The sequence below is a fragment of the Microbacterium sp. Beta genome (assembly GCF_005502545.1).
Classification (GTDB): domain Bacteria; phylum Actinomycetota; class Actinomycetes; order Actinomycetales; family Microbacteriaceae; genus Microbacterium; species Microbacterium oxydans.
The window spans coordinates 1-23,484 of sequence record NZ_SCOG01000015.1 but is presented as its reverse complement, the minus strand read 5'-3'; the positions used below and the strand labels follow the sequence as shown (position 1 = coordinate 23,484).

At 69.4% G+C, this 23,484-nt stretch carries 24 protein-coding genes; 15 read left to right on the top strand and 9 right to left on the bottom strand.

What is annotated here, in order from left to right; all coding sequences use genetic code 11:
* Positions 1-45: 45 nt before the first annotated feature.
* From FFS56_RS13970 to FFS56_RS13960, 3 genes are read right to left on the bottom strand one after another with little or no spacing between them, the layout of a single operon-like run.
* The gene (locus tag FFS56_RS13970; RefSeq protein ID WP_127012589.1) at positions 46-1,107 is read right to left on the bottom strand and encodes a polyprenyl synthetase family protein; all 1,062 of its coding nucleotides are present in this window, start codon (positions 1,105-1,107) and stop codon (positions 46-48) included.
* A 46-nt stretch (positions 1,108-1,153) separates the two neighbouring features.
* Positions 1,154-1,873, bottom strand: coding sequence for a class I SAM-dependent methyltransferase (locus tag FFS56_RS13965; protein WP_058632562.1), 720 nt, complete (start codon positions 1,871-1,873; stop codon positions 1,154-1,156).
* The gene (locus FFS56_RS13960; protein ID WP_127012590.1) at positions 1,870-2,433 is read right to left on the bottom strand and encodes a DUF402 domain-containing protein; all 564 of its coding nucleotides are present in this window, start codon (positions 2,431-2,433) and stop codon (positions 1,870-1,872) included. Before FFS56_RS13960 ends, FFS56_RS13965 begins: the two co-directional genes overlap by 4 nt.
* Before the next feature lie 56 nt (positions 2,434-2,489).
* On the opposite strand from FFS56_RS13960, the gene FFS56_RS13955 reads away from it, so the two are divergent.
* Entirely contained in the window at positions 2,490-3,758 is a 1,269-nt protein-coding gene (locus FFS56_RS13955; protein WP_137772116.1) for a chorismate-binding protein, read from the top strand.
* Between the two features lie 13 nt (positions 3,759-3,771).
* Here the strand turns inward: FFS56_RS13955 and FFS56_RS13950 are convergent, their stop codons facing one another.
* Genes FFS56_RS13950 through FFS56_RS13940 form a run of 3 tightly spaced genes read right to left on the bottom strand, consistent with a single transcriptional unit; the run spans position 3,772 to position 6,645 of the window.
* Positions 3,772-4,614 (bottom strand): PPK2 family polyphosphate kinase, encoded by an 843-nt coding sequence (locus FFS56_RS13950; RefSeq protein ID WP_127012592.1) that lies wholly within the window; start codon positions 4,612-4,614, stop codon positions 3,772-3,774.
* Between the two features lie 16 nt (positions 4,615-4,630).
* Entirely contained in the window at positions 4,631-6,280 is a 1,650-nt protein-coding gene (menD, locus tag FFS56_RS13945; protein WP_127013007.1) for a 2-succinyl-5-enolpyruvyl-6-hydroxy-3-cyclohexene-1-carboxylic-acid synthase, read from the bottom strand.
* A 14-nt stretch (positions 6,281-6,294) separates the two neighbouring features.
* A complete protein-coding gene (locus FFS56_RS13940) occupies positions 6,295-6,645 on the bottom strand; it encodes a PLD nuclease N-terminal domain-containing protein (RefSeq protein WP_046747792.1) in 351 nt (116 codons plus the stop codon).
* Positions 6,646-6,720: 75 nt separating this feature from the next.
* On the opposite strand from FFS56_RS13940, the gene FFS56_RS13935 reads away from it, so the two are divergent.
* From FFS56_RS13935 to FFS56_RS13915, 5 genes are all read left to right on the top strand, one after another.
* Complete coding sequence (locus tag FFS56_RS13935; RefSeq protein ID WP_127012593.1) at positions 6,721-7,149, top strand: hypothetical protein; 429 nt, start codon at positions 6,721-6,723, stop codon at positions 7,147-7,149.
* Positions 7,150-7,219: 70 nt separating this feature from the next.
* A complete protein-coding gene (locus FFS56_RS13930; RefSeq protein ID WP_046747790.1) occupies positions 7,220-7,873 on the top strand; it encodes a thioredoxin domain-containing protein in 654 nt (217 codons plus the stop codon).
* An 89-nt stretch (positions 7,874-7,962) separates the two neighbouring features.
* Entirely contained in the window at positions 7,963-8,775 is an 813-nt protein-coding gene (locus FFS56_RS13925) for a tyrosine-protein phosphatase (RefSeq protein WP_127012594.1), read from the top strand.
* Between the two features lie 45 nt (positions 8,776-8,820).
* The gene (locus FFS56_RS13920) at positions 8,821-10,896 is read left to right on the top strand and encodes a DUF2156 domain-containing protein (protein WP_046747788.1); all 2,076 of its coding nucleotides are present in this window, start codon (positions 8,821-8,823) and stop codon (positions 10,894-10,896) included.
* A gap of 30 nt (positions 10,897-10,926) precedes the next feature.
* A complete protein-coding gene (locus FFS56_RS13915) occupies positions 10,927-11,760 on the top strand; it encodes a nucleotidyltransferase domain-containing protein (protein ID WP_127012596.1) in 834 nt (277 codons plus the stop codon).
* Between the two features lie 3 nt (positions 11,761-11,763).
* Here the strand turns inward: FFS56_RS13915 and tet(42) are convergent, their stop codons facing one another.
* The gene (gene tet(42), locus FFS56_RS13910; RefSeq protein WP_233437323.1) at positions 11,764-13,050 is read right to left on the bottom strand and encodes a tetracycline efflux MFS transporter Tet(42); all 1,287 of its coding nucleotides are present in this window, start codon (positions 13,048-13,050) and stop codon (positions 11,764-11,766) included.
* Between the two features lie 71 nt (positions 13,051-13,121).
* Here tet(42) and FFS56_RS13905 point away from each other — a divergent pair, with 71 nt between their 5' ends.
* Entirely contained in the window at positions 13,122-13,736 is a 615-nt protein-coding gene (locus FFS56_RS13905) for a TetR/AcrR family transcriptional regulator (RefSeq protein WP_046747787.1), read from the top strand.
* A gap of 7 nt (positions 13,737-13,743) precedes the next feature.
* On the opposite strand, the gene FFS56_RS13900 is transcribed toward FFS56_RS13905, so the two are convergent.
* Both FFS56_RS13900 and arfB read right to left on the bottom strand, forming a co-directional pair.
* Positions 13,744-14,322, bottom strand: a complete 579-nt coding sequence (locus FFS56_RS13900) for a hypothetical protein (RefSeq protein ID WP_137772117.1) — start codon at positions 14,320-14,322, stop codon at positions 13,744-13,746.
* Between the two features lie 69 nt (positions 14,323-14,391).
* Positions 14,392-14,832: an alternative ribosome rescue aminoacyl-tRNA hydrolase ArfB gene (arfB, locus tag FFS56_RS13895; protein WP_046747784.1), complete on the bottom strand. Its 441-nt coding sequence runs from the start codon at positions 14,830-14,832 to the stop codon at positions 14,392-14,394.
* Positions 14,833-14,965: 133 nt separating this feature from the next.
* On the opposite strand from arfB, the gene FFS56_RS13890 reads away from it, so the two are divergent.
* The 8 genes from FFS56_RS13890 to FFS56_RS13860 form a co-directional block, all read left to right on the top strand.
* On the top strand, positions 14,966-15,583 hold the full coding sequence (locus tag FFS56_RS13890; protein ID WP_233437324.1) for an AraC family ligand binding domain-containing protein: 618 nt from the start codon (positions 14,966-14,968) through the stop codon (positions 15,581-15,583).
* 12 nt (positions 15,584-15,595) lie between these two features.
* A complete protein-coding gene (locus FFS56_RS20835; protein ID WP_233437325.1) occupies positions 15,596-15,808 on the top strand; it encodes a helix-turn-helix domain-containing protein in 213 nt (70 codons plus the stop codon).
* A 187-nt stretch (positions 15,809-15,995) separates the two neighbouring features.
* Positions 15,996-17,060 carry an ABC transporter substrate-binding protein gene (locus tag FFS56_RS13885; protein WP_046747782.1) on the top strand — a complete coding sequence of 355 codons (1,065 nt, stop codon included), beginning with the start codon at positions 15,996-15,998 and terminating at the stop codon, positions 17,058-17,060.
* Between the two features lie 8 nt (positions 17,061-17,068).
* Complete coding sequence (locus tag FFS56_RS13880) at positions 17,069-18,142, top strand: iron chelate uptake ABC transporter family permease subunit (protein ID WP_233437326.1); 1,074 nt, start codon at positions 17,069-17,071, stop codon at positions 18,140-18,142.
* Positions 18,139-19,242 (top strand): iron chelate uptake ABC transporter family permease subunit, encoded by a 1,104-nt coding sequence (locus FFS56_RS13875; protein WP_127012599.1) that lies wholly within the window; start codon positions 18,139-18,141, stop codon positions 19,240-19,242. The genes FFS56_RS13880 and FFS56_RS13875 overlap by 4 nt, the downstream gene beginning before the upstream one ends.
* Positions 19,243-19,253: 11 nt before the next feature.
* Positions 19,254-20,042, top strand: coding sequence for an ABC transporter ATP-binding protein (locus FFS56_RS13870; RefSeq protein WP_052748696.1), 789 nt, complete (start codon positions 19,254-19,256; stop codon positions 20,040-20,042).
* Entirely contained in the window at positions 20,039-21,688 is a 1,650-nt protein-coding gene (locus FFS56_RS13865) for an ABC transporter ATP-binding protein (protein WP_127012600.1), read from the top strand. The genes FFS56_RS13870 and FFS56_RS13865 overlap by 4 nt, the downstream gene beginning before the upstream one ends.
* The coding region (locus FFS56_RS13860; protein WP_137772327.1) for an ABC transporter ATP-binding protein at positions 21,681-23,484 on the top strand (1,804 nt) is incomplete at its 3' end. The genes FFS56_RS13865 and FFS56_RS13860, both read left to right, overlap by 8 nt.

The following is a 23,484-nucleotide window of genomic DNA, read 5'->3' as shown; positions in this document are numbered from 1 at the left end:
TGCCGTCGCAACAGGCGCGCGACCCGACGGGCCGCCCGCGCGGATTCAGCTGGAGCGTTCGGCGAGGGTCTCTGCGAAGCGGGTCAGTGCCTCGCGCACGGTCCCCCGCGGCAGGCGCGTGAGGGCGTCGATCGCATCCTGTGTCCAGGCGTGCGCGAGCTCGAGGGTCTTCTGCGTGACCGCGTGATCGCGCAGCTCATCCAGCGGGCCGTCGAGGATCGCGGAGTCCGCGCCGTCGGCGATCAGGGCCACACCGTCGTCGATGCGCGCCGCGAGATCGACCGCACCCGCATCGTGCTCCGCCTTCAACAGGAGGTAGGGCATGGTCGGAACGCCGGCGCGCAGGTCGGTGCCCGGCACCTTGCCGGTCTCCTCGGGCTTCGCCGAGAGGTCGATCACATCGTCGAGCAGCTGGAACGCCACGCCGATCTTCTCGCCGTACACGCGCAGCGGCTCCTCGTACTCCGACGGAGCGTTCGAGAAGATCACACCGCCCTGAGTGGCCGCGGCGATCAGCGAACCCGTCTTGTCGGCGAGCACCTGGATGTAGAACTCGATCGGGTCGTCGCCCTCCTGCGGGCCCAGGGTCTCGTGCATCTGACCGAGGACGAGCCGCTCGAAGGTGTCGGCCTGAAGACGGATCGCGCGCTCACCGAGTCGGGACATCAACTGGCTGGCACGGGAGAACAGGATGTCGCCCGTGAGGATCGCGATGTTGTTGCCCCACACGGCGTGGGCAGCCGGTACCCCGCGACGGCGATCGGCTCCGTCCATCACATCGTCGTGATAGAGCGATCCGAGATGCGTGATCTCGAGCGCCTTCGCGACGTCGATGACCTGGGCGGTGTTGCCGTCGCCGAGCTGGGCGGCGAGGAGGGTGAGCACGGGGCGGATGCGCTTGCCACCTGCCTCGTACAGATAGCGACTCGCGGCATCGGCCAGAGGGTCGGCGACACGGACGTCGTCGGCCAGACCGGTCTCGACGAGTTCCAGCCCGTCCTCGATGGCGCGGGCGACGCGGCGGGCGGCGGGGCCGATGAAGACGCGATCGCTGAAGCCGAGACGGCTCGCCAGTCGCGAACCCGGGGCGATGGGGCTCGAAGTCACGTTCTCAGCCTACCTTCGTCCGATGTCACGGTTTCGCCCGGACGGTTCACTCCGGCTTGCGCGCTCTGTGCAGGGCCACGATGCCGAACGAGAGATTGCGGTACGCGACCTCGCTCCAGCCCGCCTCACGAATCCACGCGGAGAGCCGCTTCTGATCGGGCCACTCCCTGATCGACTCGTTCAGATAGTCGTAGGCATCGCCGTTGGTGCCGGCCACGCGGGCGACACGGGGCAGCACCTGCGCGTTGTAGAACCTGTATGCGCTGCGGAAGAGCTTCCCCGGCGGCGTCGAGAACTCGTTGATCACGAGCCGGCCCCCGGGCTTCGTGACCCGATACAGCTCGCGAAGCGCCTTCTTCGGATCGTTCACGTTACGCAGCGCGTAAGACATGGTGACCGCGTCGAACGAGGCGTCGGGGAACGGCAGATCGGTGGCATCGGCCTGCACGAACGACAGGTTGCGCATCGCGCCGTGCCGCCGCTCCCCCTCGGCGAGCATCCCCGGGGAGAAGTCGGCTGCGACCACCTCGGCGCCGCTGCGCGCGAGGGAGGCCGACGACGACGCCGTTCCGGCACCGAGGTCGAGGATGCGCTCGCCCGGCTTCGGAGCCACGGCTCGCGTGGTGGCTGCCCGCCAGAGCACGTCGTTGCCGAACGTCATGGCGGTGTTCGTGCGGTCGTAGCCCGCGGCGACCTGGTCGAACATGCCGCTGACGCGGGCGGGGTCCTTGCCGAGATCGGCGCGGTTCTTCTCGTTCGAGGTCACGAGTCCAGTCTAGGCGGGAGGCCCAGCGCTTCGAGGTGGTCGAGCCAGGGGTCGACGGTGGCGTCGTCGAACGGGGCGACCTGCGCACGCACCCGCGTCTCGAGGTCGAGGGCCAGGGATTCGAGATGGGCCATGACGTCCGCGGGATACCCGTAGCGCACACTGTGCTCGGCCCACTCGTCGCGGTCGTCGACCCAGGTGCCGCGCTCGCCCGCGACCCGCACCACGTCGAGGTCCATGTCGATCCCGGTCACGAGGAGCGGATCGTCGGACCAGTGGATGTCCCACCCCAGGTCGATGTAGATGCGCATGCCCCTGCGGTGACGGCGGTTGACCGTCACGGCATGGTCGCCGTCGGCCGGAACCAGGGTGACGTTCGGACCCCCGGCGTGGAACTCCGCGCCCGGTCGCACGCTGTGCCACCCCACGGGCTGTCCGAGCCAATCGCCCCACCGGTCGGCACCGAGATACACGCACTCGTGCCGCCAGTGCGGCGAGCCGTCCCACTTGCGCCACTGGAAGACCATCTCGGTGCCGGGTGCGGGGCGTGCATCGCTCATCCGCTCACCCTACGGCCACGCAGATCCCTGTCGCCTGAGCGGCATAGGCTGGATGCGTGCACACCCCCCACCTGGTCGTGGAGACCCGAGAGATCGACGCGGTCGAAGACCTCCTGGCGTACGCCGACCCCGCCCGTCCTCTGGCCTGGTTGCGGCGCGGAGACGGGATCGTCGCCGTCGGCCAGACCCTCAGCGAGATCCGGCCTCCCGCACATGCGGAAGCGTCACGCGTCACGTCGCTCGCGAGCGCCTGGCGGGACATGGCCGCGCATGCCGAGGTGTCCGACCCGATGGAGCTTCCCGGCACCGGGCTCGTCGCCTTCGGGACCATCGCATTCGATGAGGATTCGACAGCCGACAGCGTGCTGGTGATCCCGACGCAGGTGATCGGACGGCACGGCGACCGCTTCTGGCGCACCACGATCCGCTTCGCCGGCGCCGCGCAGGCAGGTGCGCCGGAACATCAGGTCGACCTGGTCACGCAGCCCTATGGACCGCACTGGGCCGGCACGGTGGGTCCGGGGGCCCAGACGCCTCAGGGCTACCAGGACTCGGTGCGCCGCGCCCTCACCCGCATCGCCGACGGCGAGGTGAGCAAGGTCGTGCTCGCACGCGACCTCACCGGCAGCATCCCCGCCGGATCGGACCTGCGGCGTCTGGTGCGCGCCCTGTCGACCGGCTACCCCGACACCTGGGCCTTCGCCGTCGACGGCTTGATCGGCGCGAGCCCGGAGACGCTCGTGACCGTGCACGGGGGCACGGTGACCGCGCGGGTGCTGGCGGGCACGATCGGCCGCGGAGCCGATGCGGATGCCGATACCGCCGCGTCCGCTCATCTCGCGTCGAGCGTGAAGGATCTCGACGAGCACCAGTACGCCGTGCAGAGCGTGCTCGCCTCGCTGCGCGCCCACACCAGGGCTCTGGCGGCGAGCGAGCAGCCCTTCCTGCTGAAGCTCCCCAACCTGTTCCATCTGGCCACCGATGTCGAAGGCGAGCTCGCGTCCGGAGAGACGGCACTCGACCTCGTCCGCGCGCTGCACCCGACTGCGGCTGTGGCCGGCACCCCGACCCCCGCGGCGATCGCGGCGATCCGCGAGCTCGAGCCCTTCGATCGCGGGCGCTACGCGGGCCCCGTCGGCTGGGTGGACGCCGCAGGCAACGGCGAGTGGGCGATCGCGCTCCGCTGCGCCCAGTTCACCGAACGGGCGGGAGAGATCGGCGTGACCGCATACGCGGGCGCCGGTATCGTCGCCGGCTCCGATCCCGAGAGCGAACTGCTCGAGACGCGCGTGAAGTTCCGTCCGCTGGTCGACGCGCTGGCCTGACCGCGGCGCACGCTCAACTGGCGGCGAGGCGCTCCTTCTCGGCCTCGACGTCGAAGTCGGCACTCGGCCACTGCGGATCGATGTCCTCCAGTGCCGCGAGCAGCAGCTCCTGCACCGCGAGTCGCGCGTACCATTTCGCATTCGCCGGGATCACGAACCACGGGGCCGCGTCGGTCGACGTGCGGTCGAAGACGGTCTGATACGCGTCCATGTACTGCGGCCAGAGCATCCGCTCGTCCACATCACCCGGGTGGTACTTCCAGTACTTGTCCGGACGTTCGAGGCGCTCCATCAGCCGCGCCTTCTGCTCTTCGGGCGAGATGTGCAGCATGACCTTCACGATCCGGGTGCCCGATGCCGCGACGCGCGCCTCGAACTCGTTGATGGCGTCGTAGCGGCGCTCGATCTCCGCGGGCGGGGCGAGTTCGCGCACGCGCCCGATCAGCACATCCTCGTAGTGCGAGCGATCGAACACCCCGATGAACCCCGGCTCCGGCAGACGCTTCTCGACACGCCAGAGGAAGTCGTGCGCGCGCTCCTCGGCCGTCGGCGCCTTGAATGCGGCGAGCGCGACGCCCTGCGGATCGACACCGCCGACAACGTGCCGCACGATGCCGCCCTTGCCCGCGGAGTCCATCGCCTGCAGCACCAGGAGAACGGCGTCCTTCGCCACGCCGACGCGGCTCTCGGCGAACAGCCGTTCCTGCAGCACGTTGAGGTCCGCCAGGCCTGCCGCGAGGTCGGAGACCCCGTGCGACTTGCCGTGGTCGTAGCCGGGCTTGGCATCGGGGTCGACATCGGCGAGACGGAATCCCTCGCCGACTCGCAGCTTCTGCGTCCAGGTGTGCGCGTTCATACGCACATCCTGCCAGTCAACGCGCCAGCGGCACCTCGATGATCTGACGGCCGCCGCGCGGCGAGGTCAGCGCCTGATCGAGTGCCGTGCGGGTGGTGACGCGCTGGTACTCCCAGCCGTAGGCGAGGGCGAGGTGTTCGAGGCGGACGGTGTGCGGCGTGTAGAAGGCCCGGTCGAGGTCGCCCGGCCGGGCGGAGGATGCGACCTCGAGGGCATCGAAGATCGTGCCGCCGCCGTCGTTCCCGACGATGACCTGCAGCCGAGGCTCCGTCTCGTCCGGCGGCAGCAGCAGGGCGCCGACATCGTGCAGGAAGGCCAGATCGCCCAGCAGCACACGGGTGATCCCTGGTGCTCCGGCCGCCTGACTGGAGATCGCGACACCTGTCGCGGTGGCTATCGTGCCGTCGATGCCGGCGAGACCGCGGTTGGCGTGGACGGGGACCTTCTTGCCGCCGAGCACCTGATCGGCGACGCGCACCAGGCGCGAGGATCCGAACACCAGGCGATCGTGCGGCCAGGTGGCGCGCCACACGGCATCGACGAGGAGCTCGCGATCGAGCGGGCGGCGGACCGCGTCGAGCTCGGCTTTCACCGCTTCTCTGCGCGCAGCGAAGTCGGCGGATGCCAGCGCCTCCGGGTCGGGGGCGTGCTCGCTCAGGTCCACGACCTCAGCGGCGGACGCGCGCATCCACTCGCCGAGCCAGTCGCGATCGGCGGCCCCCGGGGTGACCGCGACCGCGTCGACTCCGCGCGTGCGGTGGTTGAGGTTCAACTCCTCGCCGCCGTGGCGCACGGCGACGATCTCGACGTCCTGTCGCGCGAGCAGCGCGGCGACCTCGCGGCTGAGAGTGGGATGGCCCAGCACCACGACCCGCTCGATGCGTCCGCCGAGGTCTTCGCGAGCCAGCAGGCGACGGTAGCCGTGCACGACCTGACGTCCGAACCGCGCACCGCTCACGATCTCGGCGATCAGCGGCCACCCACCGGCATGCGCGATCTCTTCGGCATCGGGGCCGGCATCGGCCCCGGCGATCACGACGGTGCGCCGACTGCGGTCGAGCTCGAACGGCTCCTCCTTCAGCCCCGAGGGAACTTCGCTCCGGACGAGTTCGATAGAGGGAAGGTCCCCCGAGAGGGGCTCTCTCGTGGGAAGGTTCAGGTGCACGGGCCCGGCGACGCCACGGAGGCCGCTCTCGACCTCGCGTGCCCCCATCGACGCGGCGACCGCCCGTTCGGCGAGTCCGGCCCAGTCGCCCTCGCCCGGCACGGGAGCATCGAGCGCGTCACGCACCCACGGACGGAAGAGGCCTTCCTGGAGCGTCGCCTGGTTGGCGCCGACGCCGCGCAGCTCCGGGGGGCGGTCGGCGGTGAGCAGGAGCATCGGGACCCCGGAGTGGAACGCCTCCATGACCGCGGGAAGCAGGTTGCCGACGGCCGTCCCCGAGGTGCACACCACCGCTGCGGGCATGCGTGTCTCCTTGGCGATGCCGAGGGCGGTGAACCCCGCGACCCGCTCGTCGATGCGGACGTGCACGCGGAGGTGTCCGTCATCGGCGGCACGCACAGCGGCGAGCGCGAGTGCCTGCGACCGCGAGCCCGGCGACACCACGATGTCGCGCACACCGTGGCCGACGAGCTCGGCGATCAGGGTCGCCGCGGCGTCCATCGCCGGCGACGACGTCACGGGCGCTGGTCCGTGGCAGGAGGCTCGTCGGTCTCGTCGTCGAGGCGTGCCAGCTCCTCCTCGAGGCGGCGGATACGCGCATCCTGCTCGGACTTGCTGATGCTGCGGAGGAAAGCAGGGTCGTCATCCGGTGCGACGACAGGACGGACACCGGGATCGTTCGCCCGACGGCGGCCGATCACGAACCAGAGGATGCCGCCGATCACGGGAAGGAGCACGACGATCGCGATCCAGAGCGGTTTGGACACACCCCGGTGCCGCGTCGCCGGCTGCACTGCACAGTCGACGATGCTGAACACCCAGAACACGGCGGCGAGGAAGCCGCCGACGATCAGTAGTCTCGCCACCCCTCCAGTCTAGGCGTGTCGCGACCGCTCCGGCCCCGGGGAGGACAGAGGCGGCGTTGCTAGACTGCGCGGGAAATGCTGCCCCCATCGCCTGATCCGTCGCCGCGAGCGGGGGCCGAACGGCTGCTGATCGCCCGTGTGATCATCGCCGTCGGCCTCGCGCTCCTGCTCGTCGTCGGCGCCTGGTCGACGTCTCGGGGTTCCGCCGACGTGCACGCGACACTGTGTCTCGCCTCCGATGTCTCGGAGTCGGCCGCGGCTGCCCCGACCTCAGCCGATGCCGAGAGCGCAGCGACGGTCGATGTGCTGTCCTCCGGTGTGGGCATCTGCCTGCTCGCGGTGCTGGGGTCCGTCGCCTTGATCCTGCTGTTCCGCCGGCTCACGGGCCATTCGACACGGACGCTCGACGTCCACTCTCCGCACGCGGCGACTCCGAGCCGGGCGGGCTCCGGCATCCTCGTCTCCGCTCTCACCCTCACGCAGCTCTCCATCTCCCGCACCTGATCCACGACGAGCGTCCGCGCCGCCCGCCGGCGGCACCTTCCCTCGTCGTACCCGTGTGTCTGGAGACCCCATGAAGAACTCTGTCAAAGCGACCCTGGTCGCCATCGCCGTCGCCATCGTCCTGCTGATCGCCGGGATCGTGTTCGCGATCAGCCAGCAGCAACCCGCCGCACCCTCGGCAGAAGGAGAACCGCAGCAGACCGTCCGCACCGACTCGCATGTGCTCGATGACGGGGGCGACGGCGCCGTGACCGTCGTCGAGTTCCTCGACTTCGAATGCGAGGCGTGCGGTGCGTTCTACCCCGTGGTGGAAGATCTCCGCGAGAAGTACGACGGAGAGATCACCTACGTCGTGCGCTACTTCCCGCTTCCCGGTCACATCAACTCCACGCAGGCCGCGTTGGCCGCCGAGGCGGCCGCTCGTCAGGACCGCTTCGAGGACATGTACCACCGCCTGTTCGAGACCCAGGCGCAGTGGGGCGAGCAGCCAGAGGAGACCCCTGAGGTGTTCCGAGGCTTCGCCGAGGAGCTCGGCCTCGACATGGCCGCCTACGACGCCGCGATCGCCGATCCGGCCACCGCGGAGCGGGTGCAGTCCGACAAGACGGACGGTGAGAAGCTCGGGGTCAACAGCACGCCGACCTTCTTCGTCGCCGGGGAGAAAGTCGTGCTGCAGGAGTGGGACGACCTCGAGCAGGCCATCGAGAAGGCCGTGAACGGCTGAGACGACGGGCGGGAACGCGCGGTTTCCGTGTCGAAGCCGCGCGTTCCCGCCACACCGATATTCTGGCCGCACACCCAGGAGAGGCCAGAATGACCATCGACATCTCAACCGCTTTGCAGACGACCCACAACGCCCGCGAACTCACGGGACTCCCGACCTCCGACGGCGGGACGCTCACCTCCGGCCTCCTCTTCCGGTCGGACGCGCTGGCTGCATTGACGGATGAGGGGATGCAGGCCCTGACCGATCTGCGTATCGGCACGGTCATCGACCTGCGCACGGACGGCGAGCGCTCCCGTGCCGCCGACCGACTGCCCGACGACGGCAGCGTGACACTGATCGAACTTCCCATGCAGGGCGGGGCGATGGACGAGATGGTCAAGAAGTTCCTCCCCGCGGCCGGGAGCGCTGGTCTCTCCGTGACCCAGGTCACCGAGGTGCTGAAGCAGGTGCCGACGCTGGAGGAGCTCTACACCTCGATCCTGGAGTCCAGTGCCCCGCAGTTCGCCACCATCGCCAGGACGGTGCTCGCCGCCGCGCGCACCGAGCGGCCGGGAGTGCTGTTCCACTGCACTGCGGGTAAGGACCGCACCGGCCTCGCTGCCGCGATCCTGCTGCTCGTCGCGGAGGTTCCCCGTGAGGAGATCGTCGCCGACTACACCCTCACGGAGAAGAACCTCGCGCGCGGATTCGCCGAGGCCCTCACCGCGCTGATCACCTCTCTCGGAGTCCCCCTCACCCCGGCGCTGAAGACCCTCGCCACCGAATCGCCGGCGTCGGCGATCGAGACGGCGATGGAGTGGATCACCGCGAATCACGGAGACATGTCGGGCTACCTGCGCAGCGGTGGGATGACGGCCGAGGAGATCGCCGACCTCCGACGGGTTCTCCGCGGCGAGTAGGAGCGGCCTCCGCGGCGGAGCCACCTCCCTCGCTACGCTGAGCGCATGACCGAGGAGCACTCCCCCTCTCCGCATCCCGTGATCGCCGTCGTCCGGCGCATCCCCGCGACGCTGACGATGGTGCTGCTGATCCTCGTCGTCGGGGTGGTCTCGCGCGGACTCTGGACACCGTTCGAGGACACCGCGCTCTTCCAGAGCGTCGCCTACGGTCTTCCCAACCTGGCCGACGGCAAGTGGTGGACTCCGCTCACCGGCACGTTCTTCGTCAACGAGCCGTGGGTGTATCTGTTCACCATCGCGGGCTTCTGGGGCATGGCCTACCTGGAGTTCCGTCGCGGGTCGCGCATCGCGCTCGCCTACTACTGGATCGGGCAGCTGTTCGCGATCTTCGCCACCGCGCTGCTGCTGTTCCTGCTGTCGCAGTTCCCCTGGGCCTGGGCGACGGAGCAGGCCCAGGCACTCGACGTGGGGGCATCCGGCGGCACCATGGCCTGCATCGCCGCCGCGGTCGGGCTGTTCCGTCCGCCGTGGCGAGTGCGCGGCTGGCTCATCCTGCTCGGCTTCGTCTTCATCGCGATGCTGTTCTGGGGCAAGGTCGCCGACCTCGAACACCTCCTCGCGGTGCTGCTGATCCTCGTGGTCGACCGGTCGCTGCGGGTGCGGCACACCACGGTCCGCGAGCAGCGGCTGATCGCCGTGGTCGCGATGCTCGTCCTCGGCGCCGTGGAGATCATCACGACGTTCGTGGCGACCGACGGCCCCTTCGGCCAGACCGATCCCGCGTCCGGCGGATTCATCGACCTGGCGATCGATCTCGTCGTGATCCTCGTGTTGGTGAACGGCCTCCGACGCGGGCGCCGCTGGACCTGGGTGCTCGCGCTGTTGCTGGGGATCTTCAACGTCCTCACTGCCACTCTCGTGCTGATCCTGATCACGGTGTACAGCCAGGCTCAGGTCGATTTCCGTTGGGATGGAGACACCGAGCTCGCTCTGGCGAACGGGTTCCTCTGGCTGATCATGCTCGTGTACCTGATCTGGGTACGCCGCGCTTTCCGCGCCAAGCGGCGAGCCAAGCTCGGCACGCAACCCGCCCCCACCGTCGAGGACATGAAGCAGCAGCTGCGCACGCACGGAGGCGGCACGCTCTCGTGGATGACGACCTGGGACGGCAACAGCTACGCCAGGGTCATCGGCGGCATCGTGGCCTACCAGCGGCGCAACGGCGTCGCCCTCGCCCTCGCCGACCCGATCGGACCGGCACAGACGCGCGCCGAGGCCGTGACCGACTTCATCCACGCCGCCGAGCTGGCCGGTCTCGTGCCGTGCTTCTTCAGCGCCGACGAAGCCACGCGCGCCGCCGTGCCCTCGACGTGGCGGAGCATCGTGGTGGCGGACGACACGATCGTCGACCTCCCCGGCCTGGAGTTCACCGGCAAGCGCTGGAACTCCGTCCGCACCTCGCTCAACAAGGCGGGCCGCGAGGAGATGACGTTCCGGATGACGCACCTGAAGGCCGAACCGTGGGGTGTGCAGCAGCAGCTGCGCGCGATCTCGGAGGCCTGGGTGGGAGACAAGGATCTGCCGGAGATGCGTTTCACGCTCGGCACGCTCGACGAGGCGGAAGACCCGGAGGTGCGACTCGCGCTGGCCCTCGCTCCGAACGGCGACGTCGACGGGTTCCTGTCGTGGCTGCCGGTCTACGGCGAAGGCGGCGTCGTGCGCGGCTGGACCCTCGACCTCATGCGGCGTCGCGAGGGCGGCTTCGGGCCGGTGATGGAGTACCTCATCGGATCCTCCGCCCGCCAGTTCGCCGACGAGGGCGCACAGATCATGTCGCTCTCAGGGGCACCGCTCGCCCACGACTATCCACCGGATGCCGGGATGATCGCAGCGCTCAGCGACCGGCTCGCCGAGGCCCTGGAACCGGTGTACGGCTTCGGGTCGCTGCACCGTTTCAAGCAGAAGTTCCACCCGCGGTACGAGACCATGTACCTGCTGTTCCGTGACGAGAGCGACCTCACCCGCATCGGCGGAGCGCTCACCCGGGCCTTCCTCCCGGACGCGACCCTGCGGCAGTTCGCCGGCGCAGGGCTCGAGCTCGTGCGCGGCGGCAAGGACTGACGCCGGCGGGATCCGCACCGGGGAATCCGCATGAGTACGATCGGTGTCGTGCTCGATGAAGACCGCCTCCGCTCCATGGCCGACGGCCTGGGAAAGGTGCCAGGGGTGCGAGCCGTCGCGTTGGGCGGCAGCCGCGCGCGCGGGACGCACCGTCCCGACTCCGACATCGATCTGGGGCTGTATGTGGAGGCGGACGTCGACCTGACCGCCCTCGCGGAGGCGGCGCGCGGATGGACCGGTGAAGACGTCGAGATCGCCGGCCGCGGCGGATGGGGACTCTGGGTCGACAGCGGGGCCTGGCTGATCGTCGACGGCGCACCGGTCGACCTCATCCTCCGCGACGTGACCCGCGTCGAGGACCAGTGCGCCCGCGCCGTCCGTGGCGAGTTCGCCTTCCACTCCCAGCCGGGACATCCGCTCGGCTTCCTCGACGTCGCCTATGCGGGTGAGGTGGCGACCGGCGTGCCGCTCTGCGACCCGGACGGGATCCTCGTCGCGCTGGCTCAAAGCGTGACTCCGTACCCCGACGCCCTCCGCGCGGCGTTCATCGAGAATCTCTGGCAGGTCGACTTCCTGCTGAACGCAGCCACGAAGGGCGCGAAGACGGGCGATGCCGCCTACGTGGCGCTGTGCGGAACCACAGCGGCCATGCTGATCGCCCATGCCTGGCACGCGGCCGCCGGCCAGTGGGTGACGAACGAGAAGGGACTGGTGCCGAACGTGGCACGGCTCCCGATCGACACGGCGGGGTTCAGCGCGGCAGCCGCCGCGGTGCTCGGAAGCATCGGAACCGCGCCGGAAGAGTTGCTGGCGTCGATCGCACGGCTGAGGGGGCTGCCGCGCCCGGCAACCCCCTCGGACTGAACCTCAGCCGGCCGTCTCCACGAGTGCCGCGGGAGCGTCGCCCGTCGTCTCGCCGGCCGGGCGCTTCGCGGTGTTCGCGATGTGCGCGCGGCTGACGACGATCACCGCCACGATCATGAGCGCGACCCCGAGCCAGTACGGGGCCGCGTGGCTGACCAGTGCGTAGAGCGCACCGGCGATGAGCGGGGCCGCCGTGCCCATCGCCGCATTCAACGACTGGGTGGCTCCGCCGAGCCAGCCCTGCTCGTCGTCGCCGACGGCGTTGGACATCGCCCCGTCCATCGCGGCCTGGGACGCCCCCTGGCCGGCGGCCAGCATCAGGGCGCCGACGATGAACACCCACGGCTGCGCGAAGACGGAAGCCACGACGGCGAGGGCCGCGAGACCGATCATCTGCGCGACGATGCCGCTCACGATCACTCCGCGCTCGCCGATGCGCGGAAGCAGGATGCCCAGCAGCACGCCCTGGATGAGGATGTCGGTGATGCCGACGGCCGCGGTCAGGAGTCCGATCTGGGTCGGTCCCCACTGGATGGAGTCCAGGGCGAGGACGCTGAAGTTGTTCACGAAGAAGCCGAACGGCAGCGCGAGCAGACCGAAGCCGATCATCAGCCCGCGCAGCTCCTTGCGTCCGAAGGCCTCCTTGAAGACGGCGAAGGGCTGCACATCGCGCAGCTTGATCGTGGCGATCCTGTTGCCCGGCTTCAGGCTCTCCGGGAGGAGGAAGATGCTGAGGATCGCGATCGTGAGGGCGACGGCGGCGGTGAGGAACACCGGGAGCTGGATGCTGATCGCGGCGAGCAGTCCTCCGATGGCCGGACCGATCATGGTGCCGATCCCCGAGAGCGCACCGAGGAGGCCGAAGCGCTTGGCCCGCTGCTCCGGCGGGGTGATGTCGGCCAGGTAGGCGAAGAGGGCAGGCAGGTCGCCCGCGGTGAGGCCCTGGATGACGCGAGCGAGCACGAGCACCCAGAGGGCGCCGCCGAATCCGAACAGCGCCATCGAGAAGGCCGCACCGAATGCCGCGACGATGATCACGGGTCGACGTCCGAAGCGGTCTGAGAGACGTCCGAGGAAGGGCGCGACCAGGAAGGCGCACAGCCCGTTGATCGCTTCGAGCACGCCGACCCAGATGGCCAGATCGCTTTCGTGCGAGACGTACTGGAGCACCACGAAGGGCAGCACCGGGAGAACGACGGTCATGCCGATGACGGTCAGCATCGTGAGCACGATGAGCATGATCCACGCGCGGTTCTGATCCCGTCGCGTGAGAGAGGTGGGTGAAGTCATACCGAAAGTGTAGTCATACCAGTTTTGGTGTCAAGCCAGTTTTATAGTGGGTTCACGATAGACTCTCGAACATGACCAATCCCGCACCTCTCGGTCGCCGCGAACGGAAGAAGGCCGCGACCCGCAAGGCGATCTCCGACGTCGCGACGGCCATGTTCCTGGAACGCGGCTTCGATGAGGTGAGCATCCGCGAGGTCGCCGATGCCGCAGATGTCTCCCCCACGACCGTGTTCGCGCACTTCCCCCAGAAGGAGGCGCTGGTGTTCGACGAAGACGACGAGCAGCGCGATCGCCTGGTCGCCGCCGTCCGCGAGCGCCCGTCAGGGAGCACCATCAACCGCGCGATCCATGACTTCTATGCCTCAGAGCTCCGCGCGAACGTCGACGAGCACGGAGACGAGATCACTCGCACCTTCATGCGCTTCCTGAACGAGACACCGGCGCTGCGCGACTACGCGGCGAAGATGTGGCTCCGACACGAAGACGCCCTCTCCGACGCGATCGCCGACGAACTGGGACTCGATACACCCACCCCGGAGATCCGGGTCTACTCGCGGTTCATCCTGCAGATGCAGCTGCTCGTGAACGAGAACGACGACCCCTTCGGGACGCTCGAAGCGGGATTCGTGATCCTCGAGAACGGCTGGGCGCCGGTCGAAGCCGGCCTCAGCGGATCCGCCAGCTAGAGAGCCCTCATCGAACGGTCGTCACCGTGCAACCGGAGGGCGTGAACTCGATTCCCAGAGGCACATCCTGCTGGTGGACGGGCTCCCCCAACACCCACTCGGTGCGGAGTCCGGCGAGGCTCCCGCTGCTCTCACCCTCGGTGTCGAGCACCACGAGCAGAACGCCGGTGGGCCGCTTCGCGCTGAGCATCGAGGAATCCGCCGCCGCCCGCTCGATGATGCGCGTCAACGCCGCGTCATCCAGGGCAGCGAACTCGGGCATCGACGCGGCGACCCCTGCGGCCTCGACAGTCCATCCCGAAGGGCCCAACGATGATGCGTCCACGAGCGCTCCGTCAACTATCCTCTGCACGTCGACCGCCACGTACAACCTGGGGTCCTGCGGATCGCCGCCCAGATGACACGCCGCCGGCGACGACACGACCACGGGGAAGGGCGAGACCTGGAACACCCAGCGGAACATCAACGCACCGAGGATCAGCACCCCCACGACGGCCAGGATCGCCAGCCCCGTCACCCAGCCACGGAGGAGACCCACGGAGCGACGGTACCGGGACTCCGGAACCCACCCGACCTGGTCGACCATGGCGTCGAGCATAGGACTTCAGGTGCGCCCGAGGATCACGATCGGGCATCGCCCTCGTTCACTGTCGGTTCAGTCGTCGCGGGGGCGCCGACGCAGGCTCTTGACATCCGTGCGCCGCTGCTTCGCCTTCAGCCGGCGCTCCTTCGATCCCCGAGTCGGCTTCGTCGCTCGACGCGGCGGAGCGGGCGGACGCAGCGCCTCCTCCACGAGAGCGACGAGTCGATCGCGCGCCGCATCCCTGTTCCGCAGCTGTGCGCGGTGCTCCGAGGCGGCGATCGTCAGCACGCCGTCGACCAGGCGACCACTCAACCGTTCGAGCAGTCGCTCGCGTTGATGCGGTGAGAGCACCGGCGAGCGCGCCGCATCCCAGACCAGCTCCACGCGGGAATCGGCCGTGTTCACGCCCTGACCGCCCGGACCGGACGACCGCGAGAAGCGCCACGACAGCTCGGCCTCGGGGATGGTGAGACCCGACGAGACCCGCAGACCGGGGCGATGGGCGGAGGGCATGCCTCCATCATCGGGCCTCGCGTCGCACTCGCACCGCACCGCACCGCACCGCGCCGCGCCGCACCCCGTTAGCATGGCGAGGACGGCAGGCCGGATTTCGAGCCCGCGGCGCAGCCCGTCACGCGGAGCACGAATGAACTCATACCGGCAGGATGATTGGGCGGCGAGCCCCTCGTATCCGTCGACCGTGAACGAGCCGTACCTGATGGGCACTGGTGTGGTCACCGCCGAAGACACGGGAACCCGTCCGCTCTCTCCCCCGCACAGCCACGCCGACCCGATGCTGGCCTGGTGCTATCGCGGCACGGTGTGGGTGCACCTGCAGGATGCGCGGTGGCGACTCGCTCCCGGTCAGGGCGTATGGATCCCGGCCCACACCCCACACACCGCTCATCACGAGGCGGACTCGACGGGCTGCTACACCTACATCCCCGACTCCGCGCTGATCACCCCGATCGACGGCATCACCCGGGTGCTCGTGCCGCGCGCCGTGCAGGAGATGCTGCTGCACCTCGGCATCAACGACATGCCCACCGACCTGCGCGTGCGCATCCAGTCCGTCCTGATCGAGATGCTCCAACAGCCGCTTCCGGAGGCCGCGAGCGAGTGGGGCGAGGTGCCGATGCCCGCCGACGAACGCGTGGCAGCTCTCGTGCAGACCGTGCTCGCCGACCCCGGCGACCCCCGCAGTGCGATCGAGCTGTTCCTCGCCCACGGCCTCCACGAGCGCACGGTGCTGCGCATCTTCTAGAACGACGTCGGCATGAGCTTCGGGCGCTGGCGCACCGGAGTGCGGATGACTCTCGGAGCCCGACTGGTCGTGGACGGCACCCCCATCGGCGCCGCCGCGCACCGCTGCGGCTACGCCACGACGAGCGCCTTCTCCGCCGCATTCAAGGACCGCTTCGGCCTGACCCCGCGACAGCACGTGGCACGGGTGCATTCCGACGCCGCCCACCAGCTGTACTGGCGCTGACGGCACGGCATTCCCGGTCGCCCGACGGTCGATCCGACCGGCGTTTGTCGGTTCCGCGATACAAGTCGTCGCTCCCGCAACACTGAGCGCGCCATCCGCGTTCTAGCATCGTTCTGTTAGGGCATGCTTACCTAACTTCTCGCCGCGTCGATGCGGCAACACCCTCCCCCCTTCCCGAAGGAGAACCATGTCGCACGCTTCTGCGCGCCCGAAGATCCGCCGAGGCTCCGCCCTCGTCGCCGCGGCCGTCGCCGCCGCCCTCACGCTGGCCGGGTGCTCGACCGCGCCCGGTGAAGCTGCCGATTCGGCGCCCACCGCAACCGACGGCGTGGTGATCGAGCACGGCCACGGGAAGACCGTGATCCCCGAGAAGCCGCAGCGCATCGTCACCCTCGGCTGGATGACGGCCGACATCGTCGCCGCCCTCGGCACCAACCCCGTGGGCATGGAAGAGGTGTGGGGCGCGGGCGAGAGCGGCTACCAGCCCTGGTTCGAGGACTACGTCACCGAAGAGTACGGCGAGACGCCCGAGATCATCCCCTTCCTCGAAGACGGCCCCAACTACGAGGCCATCAAGGAGCTCAAGCCCGACCTGATCCTGAGCCTGTACTCGGGCATCTCCGACATCGAGTACGAGCGCCTGACCGAGATCGCCCCGACCGTCCCCTACATCGAAGGTCCGTGGAACCCCGGCACGTGGGAGGACATGACCCGCACGGTCGGCAAGGCCCTGTCGGAAGAGGACAAGGCCGACGAGCTGATCGCCGAGACCGAGGAGCAGATCACCACTCTCGCCGGCGAGCACCCCGAGTTCCAGGACAAGACCTTCGTCTGGGGTCTGACCCTGAACGAGGGCGGCACCGACCTCGGCGTCTACCTCGAGTACGACCCGCGCGTGCGCATCACCGAGGCCCTCGGATTCACGTCCACCTCGGCGATGGACAGCTTCCTCAAGACCGCCGAGGGCGACAACTGGTACACCGGCGTCAGCCTCGAGAAGCTCTACGACGTCCAGGCCGACCTGTTCGCCGCGTGGGGCAGCAGCGCCGACGAGGGGAAGTACACCGTCGAGAACAAGGTCGTCTCCCGCTGGAACCCGATCGCGAACGGTTCGTACGTGATCTACGCCGACGCCGCCGAGGCCTCCGCCATCAGCGCTCCCACCGTGCTCTCGCTGAAGTACATCCTGCCGAAGTACGTCGACGACCTCGCCGGCGCGCTGCAGGGCGAGCCGACCATCACCGGCAAGTGACGCACGGGATGTCCCTGACGACGGACGACGTCACGGACGTCTCGAACACGGGTGCGGGAAGTCGCGAAGGCGGCTCCCCGCACCGCAACGGGACGCTCGTTCTGGGACTCGTCATCGCCGCGGGCGTGCTGGCGATCGCCGCCATCGCCTCGCTCGCCGTCGGCGCCGGCGCGATCGACCCCGTCACCGTCCTGCAGTCGCTCTTCACCTACGACGACGAGAACCCGCTGCACCTGATGGTCATGGAGCTGCGCGTGCCCCGCACCCTGCTCGGCATCGTCGTGGGCGCGGCTCTCGCCGTGTGCGGCGGACTGATCCAGGCCTTCACCCGCAACCCGCTCGCCGACCCCGGCATCCTCGGGGTCAACGCCGGTGCGTCGTTCGCCGTCACGTTCGTCGTCGGCGTGCTCGGGTTCACCACCCCCGGCGCCTACGTGCCCTTCGCCCTCGGCGGCGCCTTCGTGCTCACCCTACTCGTGTACATCCTCGGTTCCTTCGGCGCCTCGGGCGCGACCCCGATGAAGCTCACCCTCGCCGGGGTGGCCCTGGGCGCCGCCTTCACCGGGTTCACCACCGCCATCGTGCTGCGCGACACCAGCACGCTTCAGGTCATGCGGTTCTGGGGTGTCGGCTCTATCGGTGGACGCACGATCGACCAGCTCACCTGGGCCGTGCCGCTGATCGTCGCCGGGCTGCTGATCGGCCTGTTGTGCGCGCGTTCCCTGAACGCCCTGGCACTCGGGGACGACCTGGCGCAGGCCCTCGGCGCTCGCGTGCGGGTGACCCGCATCCTCGTCATCATCGCCGTCACCCTGCTGGCGGGAACCAGCGTCGCCGCCGCCGGACCCATCGCGTTCGTCGGACTCATGATCCCCCACATCGTGCGCTGGTTCACCGGACCCGATCAACGATGGGTGCTCGCGTACTCGATGATCATCGGCCCCGCCTTCCTGCTCCTCGCCGACATCCTGGGCCGCATCGTGCTCCCGAACGGGGAGATGCGCGTCGGGATCGTCACCGCCCTCCTCGGAGCCCCGATCCTGATCGTGCTCGTGCGCCGCAAGCGGGTGAGCGGGCTGTGAGCATCGATCAGAAGCCGGTCACCGCGTCGGGCACGCCAGCGCGGCCGACCGACGTCGCGCCCGTGGACCACGGCCGACGCCTGTTCCGGATCGAGACCGCGCGCGTCGCGACCCTCATCCCGGTGCGCTCCGTGGTCGCGTGTCTCATCCTCCTCGTCGTGATCGTCGGAGCCGGCCTCTTCTCCATGACGCTCGGCGCCTACGAGGTCGACTTCGCGGCCGTCATCCGGGCGATCTTCGATCCCTCCTCAGACCCCGACATCCGCCAGGTGGTCGTCGAATGGCGCCTGCCCCGGGTGCTGTTCGCCGTGCTGTGCGGCGCTGCCCTGGCCCTCGCCGGTGGCATCTTCCAGTCCCTCACGCGCAACCCGCTCGGCTCCCCGGACATCATCGGCTTCGGCATCGGGGCCCAGTTCGGTGTGACGCTCGTGATGGTCGTGCTCGAACTGAACACCTACATGTTCAAGGCGGCCGGCGCACTCGTCGGCGGCCTGTTGACTGCACTTCTCGTCTACGTGCTGGCGAACAAGAACACGATGTCGTCGTTCCGGCTCATCATCGTCGGCATCGGCGTCTCGGCAGGACTCGGCTCCCTCACCTCGTGGATCCTGATCTCGGTCAGTGTCGAGAAGGCGATGATGGCGGCGACCTGGGGGGCCGGTTCGATCGCCTCGCTCGGGTTCGACCAGCTGATCCCGGCGACTCTCGTGTTCGCGATCGTCATGCTCCTGTCCCTCCCGCTCGCCCGCACGCTCCCGGTGCTCGAGATGGGCGACGACGCAGCGACCGCCCTCGGCATCAGTCCCGGACGCACCCGCCTCGCGGCGATGGTGTTCGGCGTTGCCCTGGTCGCGCTCGTCACCGCCGCCGCCGGACCCATCTCGTTCATCGCGCTCGCCGCCCCGCAGATCTCGCAGCGCCTCACCCGCTCGAACACCCCGATGGGCACCGTGCCCGTGATGCTGACCGGGGCCGCGCTCGTCGTCGTGTCGGACGCCGTCGCCCAGCTCGTCGCTGTGCCCGTCGGCGTCGTGACGGTCTCGGTCGGCGGCATCTACCTCGCCTGGCTGCTGGCCGCCCAGTACGCGCGCCGCACCTGAAAGGAACACCCATGACCGCTTCGCTGCTGGCTCGCGACATCACGCTGGGCTACGGAGACACCCCCATCATCTCCGAGCTGACCCTCGAGGTACCGGACGACTCGTTCACGATCATCATCGGACCGAACGCGTGCGGCAAGTCCACCCTGCTGCGCGGATTCGCCCGGCTGCTGCGCCCGAGCACCGGGGCCGTCCTGCTCGACGGCGACGAGCTGCGCTCGCTCAAGCCGAAGGAAGCCGCTCGCAAGCTGGGCCTTCTCCCCCAGTCGTCCATCGCGCCAGACGGCATCACGGTCGCCGATCTCGTCGGTCGCGGACGCTTCCCGCATCAGAGCGCCATGCGCACGTGGAGCAGCGCCGACGAGCGTGCGGTGTCCGAGGCCATGGCCGCCACCGGGGTCACGGATCTCTCACGGCGCCTGGTGGACGAGCTCTCCGGCGGGCAGCGACAGCGCGTCTGGGTGGCGATGGCCCTCGCCCAGCAGACCAAGCACCTGCTGCTCGACGAGCCGACGACCTTCCTCGACATCGCTCACCAGATCGACCTGATGGAGCTGTTCGCCGACCTGCACCGCGAGGGCACGACGCTCGTCGCCGTGCTGCACGACCTCAACCACGCCGCTCGCTACGCCACGCACCTCGTGGCGATGCGCGACGGGGCCATCGTGGCGCAGGGAGACCCGCGCGAGATCATCACCGCCGAGCTCGTGCACGCCGTGTACGACCTGCCCTGCAAGGTGATCACCGACCCCGTCTCAGGCACGCCGCTCGTGCTGCCGCTCGGACGGCGGACACCGTGACGTCCCCCAAGACATCCACTCCGCGGAAGCTGTTCGGGATCGCGCTGAGATCGGGGGGTCGCGGGATCGCCCTCACCGGAGCGACGGCGCTGCTCATCGTGCACGCGCTCGCCGAGGCGACGATCCCCGTCATCATCGGAGCGACGATAGACCGCGCCGTACTTCCCGCAGACCCCGCCGCGCTCGCCCTCTGGCTCGGCGTGCTCGTCGGAACGTTCCTCGTGCTGACCGTGAGCTATCAGTCGGCCTCCCGGCTCATGGTCTCGGTCTACGGGTACGGCGAGCAGGCGCTCCGTCACCTCGCGCTGTCGCGGATGCTGCGACCCCGGCTCTCCCGTCGCACGGTGACCCCCGGCGAGGCGCTCACCTTCGTCACATCCGACACCTATCGCGTCGCCGGCGTCGCCTGGTCCGTGGCGCAGCAATGCTCCACGATCGCCGCGATCATCGGAGCCGGACTCGCGATGCTGGTGATCTCGCCCGTCGCGACACTCGTCGTGTTCGGCTCGACCATCGCGATGATGTTCATGATGCAGGTCGTCTCCCGTCCGCTCGAGCGTCGCGGGTTCGCTGAGCAGCACGCGGCGACCGAGGCCGGCGCCGTGGCCGCCGACTTCATGAGCGGATTCCGCGTGCTCGTGGGTATCGGTGCCCGGGATGAGGCCGTGCGGCGTTACGTCGCCGCGAGCGACACCTCCCGACGCGCGGCGACGGCAGCCGGCCGATCCCTCGCCTCCTACGAAGCGGTGAGCGGCACATTGGCCGCGATCGCGACGACCGCGTTGGCGGGCATATCGGCCTGGTTCGCCGCCGAGGGCCGCATCAGCATCGGTGAACTGGTGACCGTGCTCGGCCTCGCCCAGTTCATCAGCGGCTACCTCGCGTATGCGGGGTCGTTCCCCTCGAACTGGATCCACAAACTCGCCTCCGCCAAGCGCCTCGCCGAGATGATCGACGCCGACGATCTGCTGGATCCGCCGCCCGCATCGCCCGCATCGGCAGGTCCGGCGGGACAGGTGGTGCTGGCTTTCCACACGGACTCGGGTTCGCCGCGCGTCGAGGTGCGCGAGCGGGAGCTCCTCGGTGTCCGCCCTGCCGACAGCGACACGGCCAGGGCCCTCTCCCGGATGCTCGGCCTGCGGACCCGTGTCGACCGAGGCCGTGTCCACCTCGCGGTCGACGGAGAACTCCGAGATCTGGCCGACCTCGACCCGGTGGAATACCGGGATCGGGTCGTCGCCCCTCCGCATGGGCAGACGATCGTGAGCGGCTCTCTCCGCGAGGCCGTGCGCGGGCACGGGCGGGACGAGCCCACGCACCCGCCCTTCATCGAGATGGCAGCCCTCCACGACACGGTGGTGCAGGTCGGCGGCTGGGAAGCGCAGGTCGGGGAAGCCGGGAGACGTCTCTCGGGCGGACAACGGCAGCGCATCGGCATCGCCCGCGCCCTGCACGCACAGGCCGACGTGCTCGTGCTCGACGAACCGACCTCCGCCGTCGACGCCCTCACCGAGGCGCACATCGCCCGCGCCCTGGCAGAACACACCGGGACCGTGATCGTGATCACCACCTCGCCGATTCTGCTCGGCGCCTGCGACCGAGTCGTCGACGTTCCCTCCGGCGGATCGGAGGTGCAGCATGGGTGACCCGGTCTCGACCTCCCCTCTGCTGCCGATCGCCTCCAGCGCTCGGGTACGGGCCGTCATCGGTGCGCTTCTGCGCCGGCATCCCGGCCGCATGGCAGCCGTCGCCGCGCTCTTCCTCGCGGCCTCCGCCCTCGGAATCGTGATGCCCGCCTGCCTGGGCCGCATCGTCGATGCCGTCTCGTCAGACGCAGGCTTCGCGAGCATCGCCGGCTGGGTCGTCGGAGCGGGACTGGGCGCCATCGGTGCGGCCGTGGTGATGCTGTGGGCCGTGCGGGTGCTCACCGGTCTGGTGCAGGACATGCTCGCGGCACTGCGCGAGGACGTGTTCGCCTCGGCGATGAGTCTTCCGGTGAGCACGGTCGACGACGGCGAGAGCGCCGACCTGCTCTCCCGCGTGACCGGCGATGTCGATGCGGTGGCCGAGGCCGGAGGGAACGTGGCCCCGACCCTGCTGTCCGCCGCATTCGCGATCGCCGTGTCGGTGGTCGCACTGACCGCGCTCGATCCCCGGCTCGCCCTCGCCGGACTCGCCTCCGCACCGTTCTACGTGCTCGGCACCCGGGCGTTCCTCCGCAGGTCGCGCGTCGTGTTCCGCGAAGTGCGGGTGCGCGAAGCCGCGCGCAGTCAGGCCGTACTCGATGCGGTCGCGGGTATCGAGACGCTCACCGCTTTCAACGAGCAGGAGCCGGCGTTGGAGCGGGTGCGAGAGCGCGCAGAGGCCTCGATCCGGAAGCAGATCGAGGGCGTGCGAGTGAGCAACCGGCTGTTCCGCTGGATCAACGGTGGCGAGCTCGTCGGCCTCGCCGCGATCCTCGGCACCGGGTTCCTGCTGCAGTCGGCCGGCGCGGTCACGGTGGGCGCCGTCACCACCGCAGCGCTGCTGTTCCACCGTCTGTTCGGTCCCGTGGGGCAGTTGATCTTCGGACTCGACGACATCCAACGCGCGACCATCGGCCTGGCGCGACTCGTCGGCGTGATCGACCTCGCGCCGTCGACTGTCGCCTCGGATCGGCGAGCGGACGCGGCAGCACGGGCATCGGAGGAATCAGCGTCATCAGCGGGGATCGAGGTGCGCGACGTGACGTTCCGCTATCCGACCACCGGCCGGGGGATCCACGACGTGAACCTGCGGGTCGAGCGGGGCACCACGGCGGCGCTGGTGGGCACTTCGGGGTCGGGCAAGAGCACACTCGCGCGCGTGGTCGCCGGCCACCACCCACCGACCTCTGGCAGCGTGCACCTCGCCTCCCGCACGTCGGCCCCGTACTACCTGTCGCAGGAGCTGCATCACTTCCGGGGCACGATCGCCGACAATCTGAGGCTCATCGCTCCGGAGGCGAGCGACGACGAGATGACCGCGGCGCTGCAGGCTGTCGGAGCGCAGTGGGCCGTCGATGCCATGGTCCGCGAGAACGTGGAGCCTTCCGAGGAGGCTGTCGTGCCCTTGGACGAGGGACGCATCCAGCAGCTCGCCGTCGCACGGGCCTTCCTCGCCGACCCGGACATCGTGATCCTCGACGAGGCCACCGCCGACGTCGGGCTCCACCATCGAGAAGCCGTGGAAGAGGCGATCGCCGTGCTGCGCGAAGGACGCACCGCTCTGCTCATCGCGCACCGGCTGCAGCAGGCCGTCCCCGCCGAGCAGATCGTCGTGTTCGCCGATGGCAGGGCTACGCAGCGCGGCACGCATGAGGAGCTCCTCGCCACCGACGGGCTCTATCGCGACTCCTGGCTGGCGCAGACTCGCGCCTCAGTCGCGACAGCGAACCCGACCGATCCCTCCCCCACCACAGACA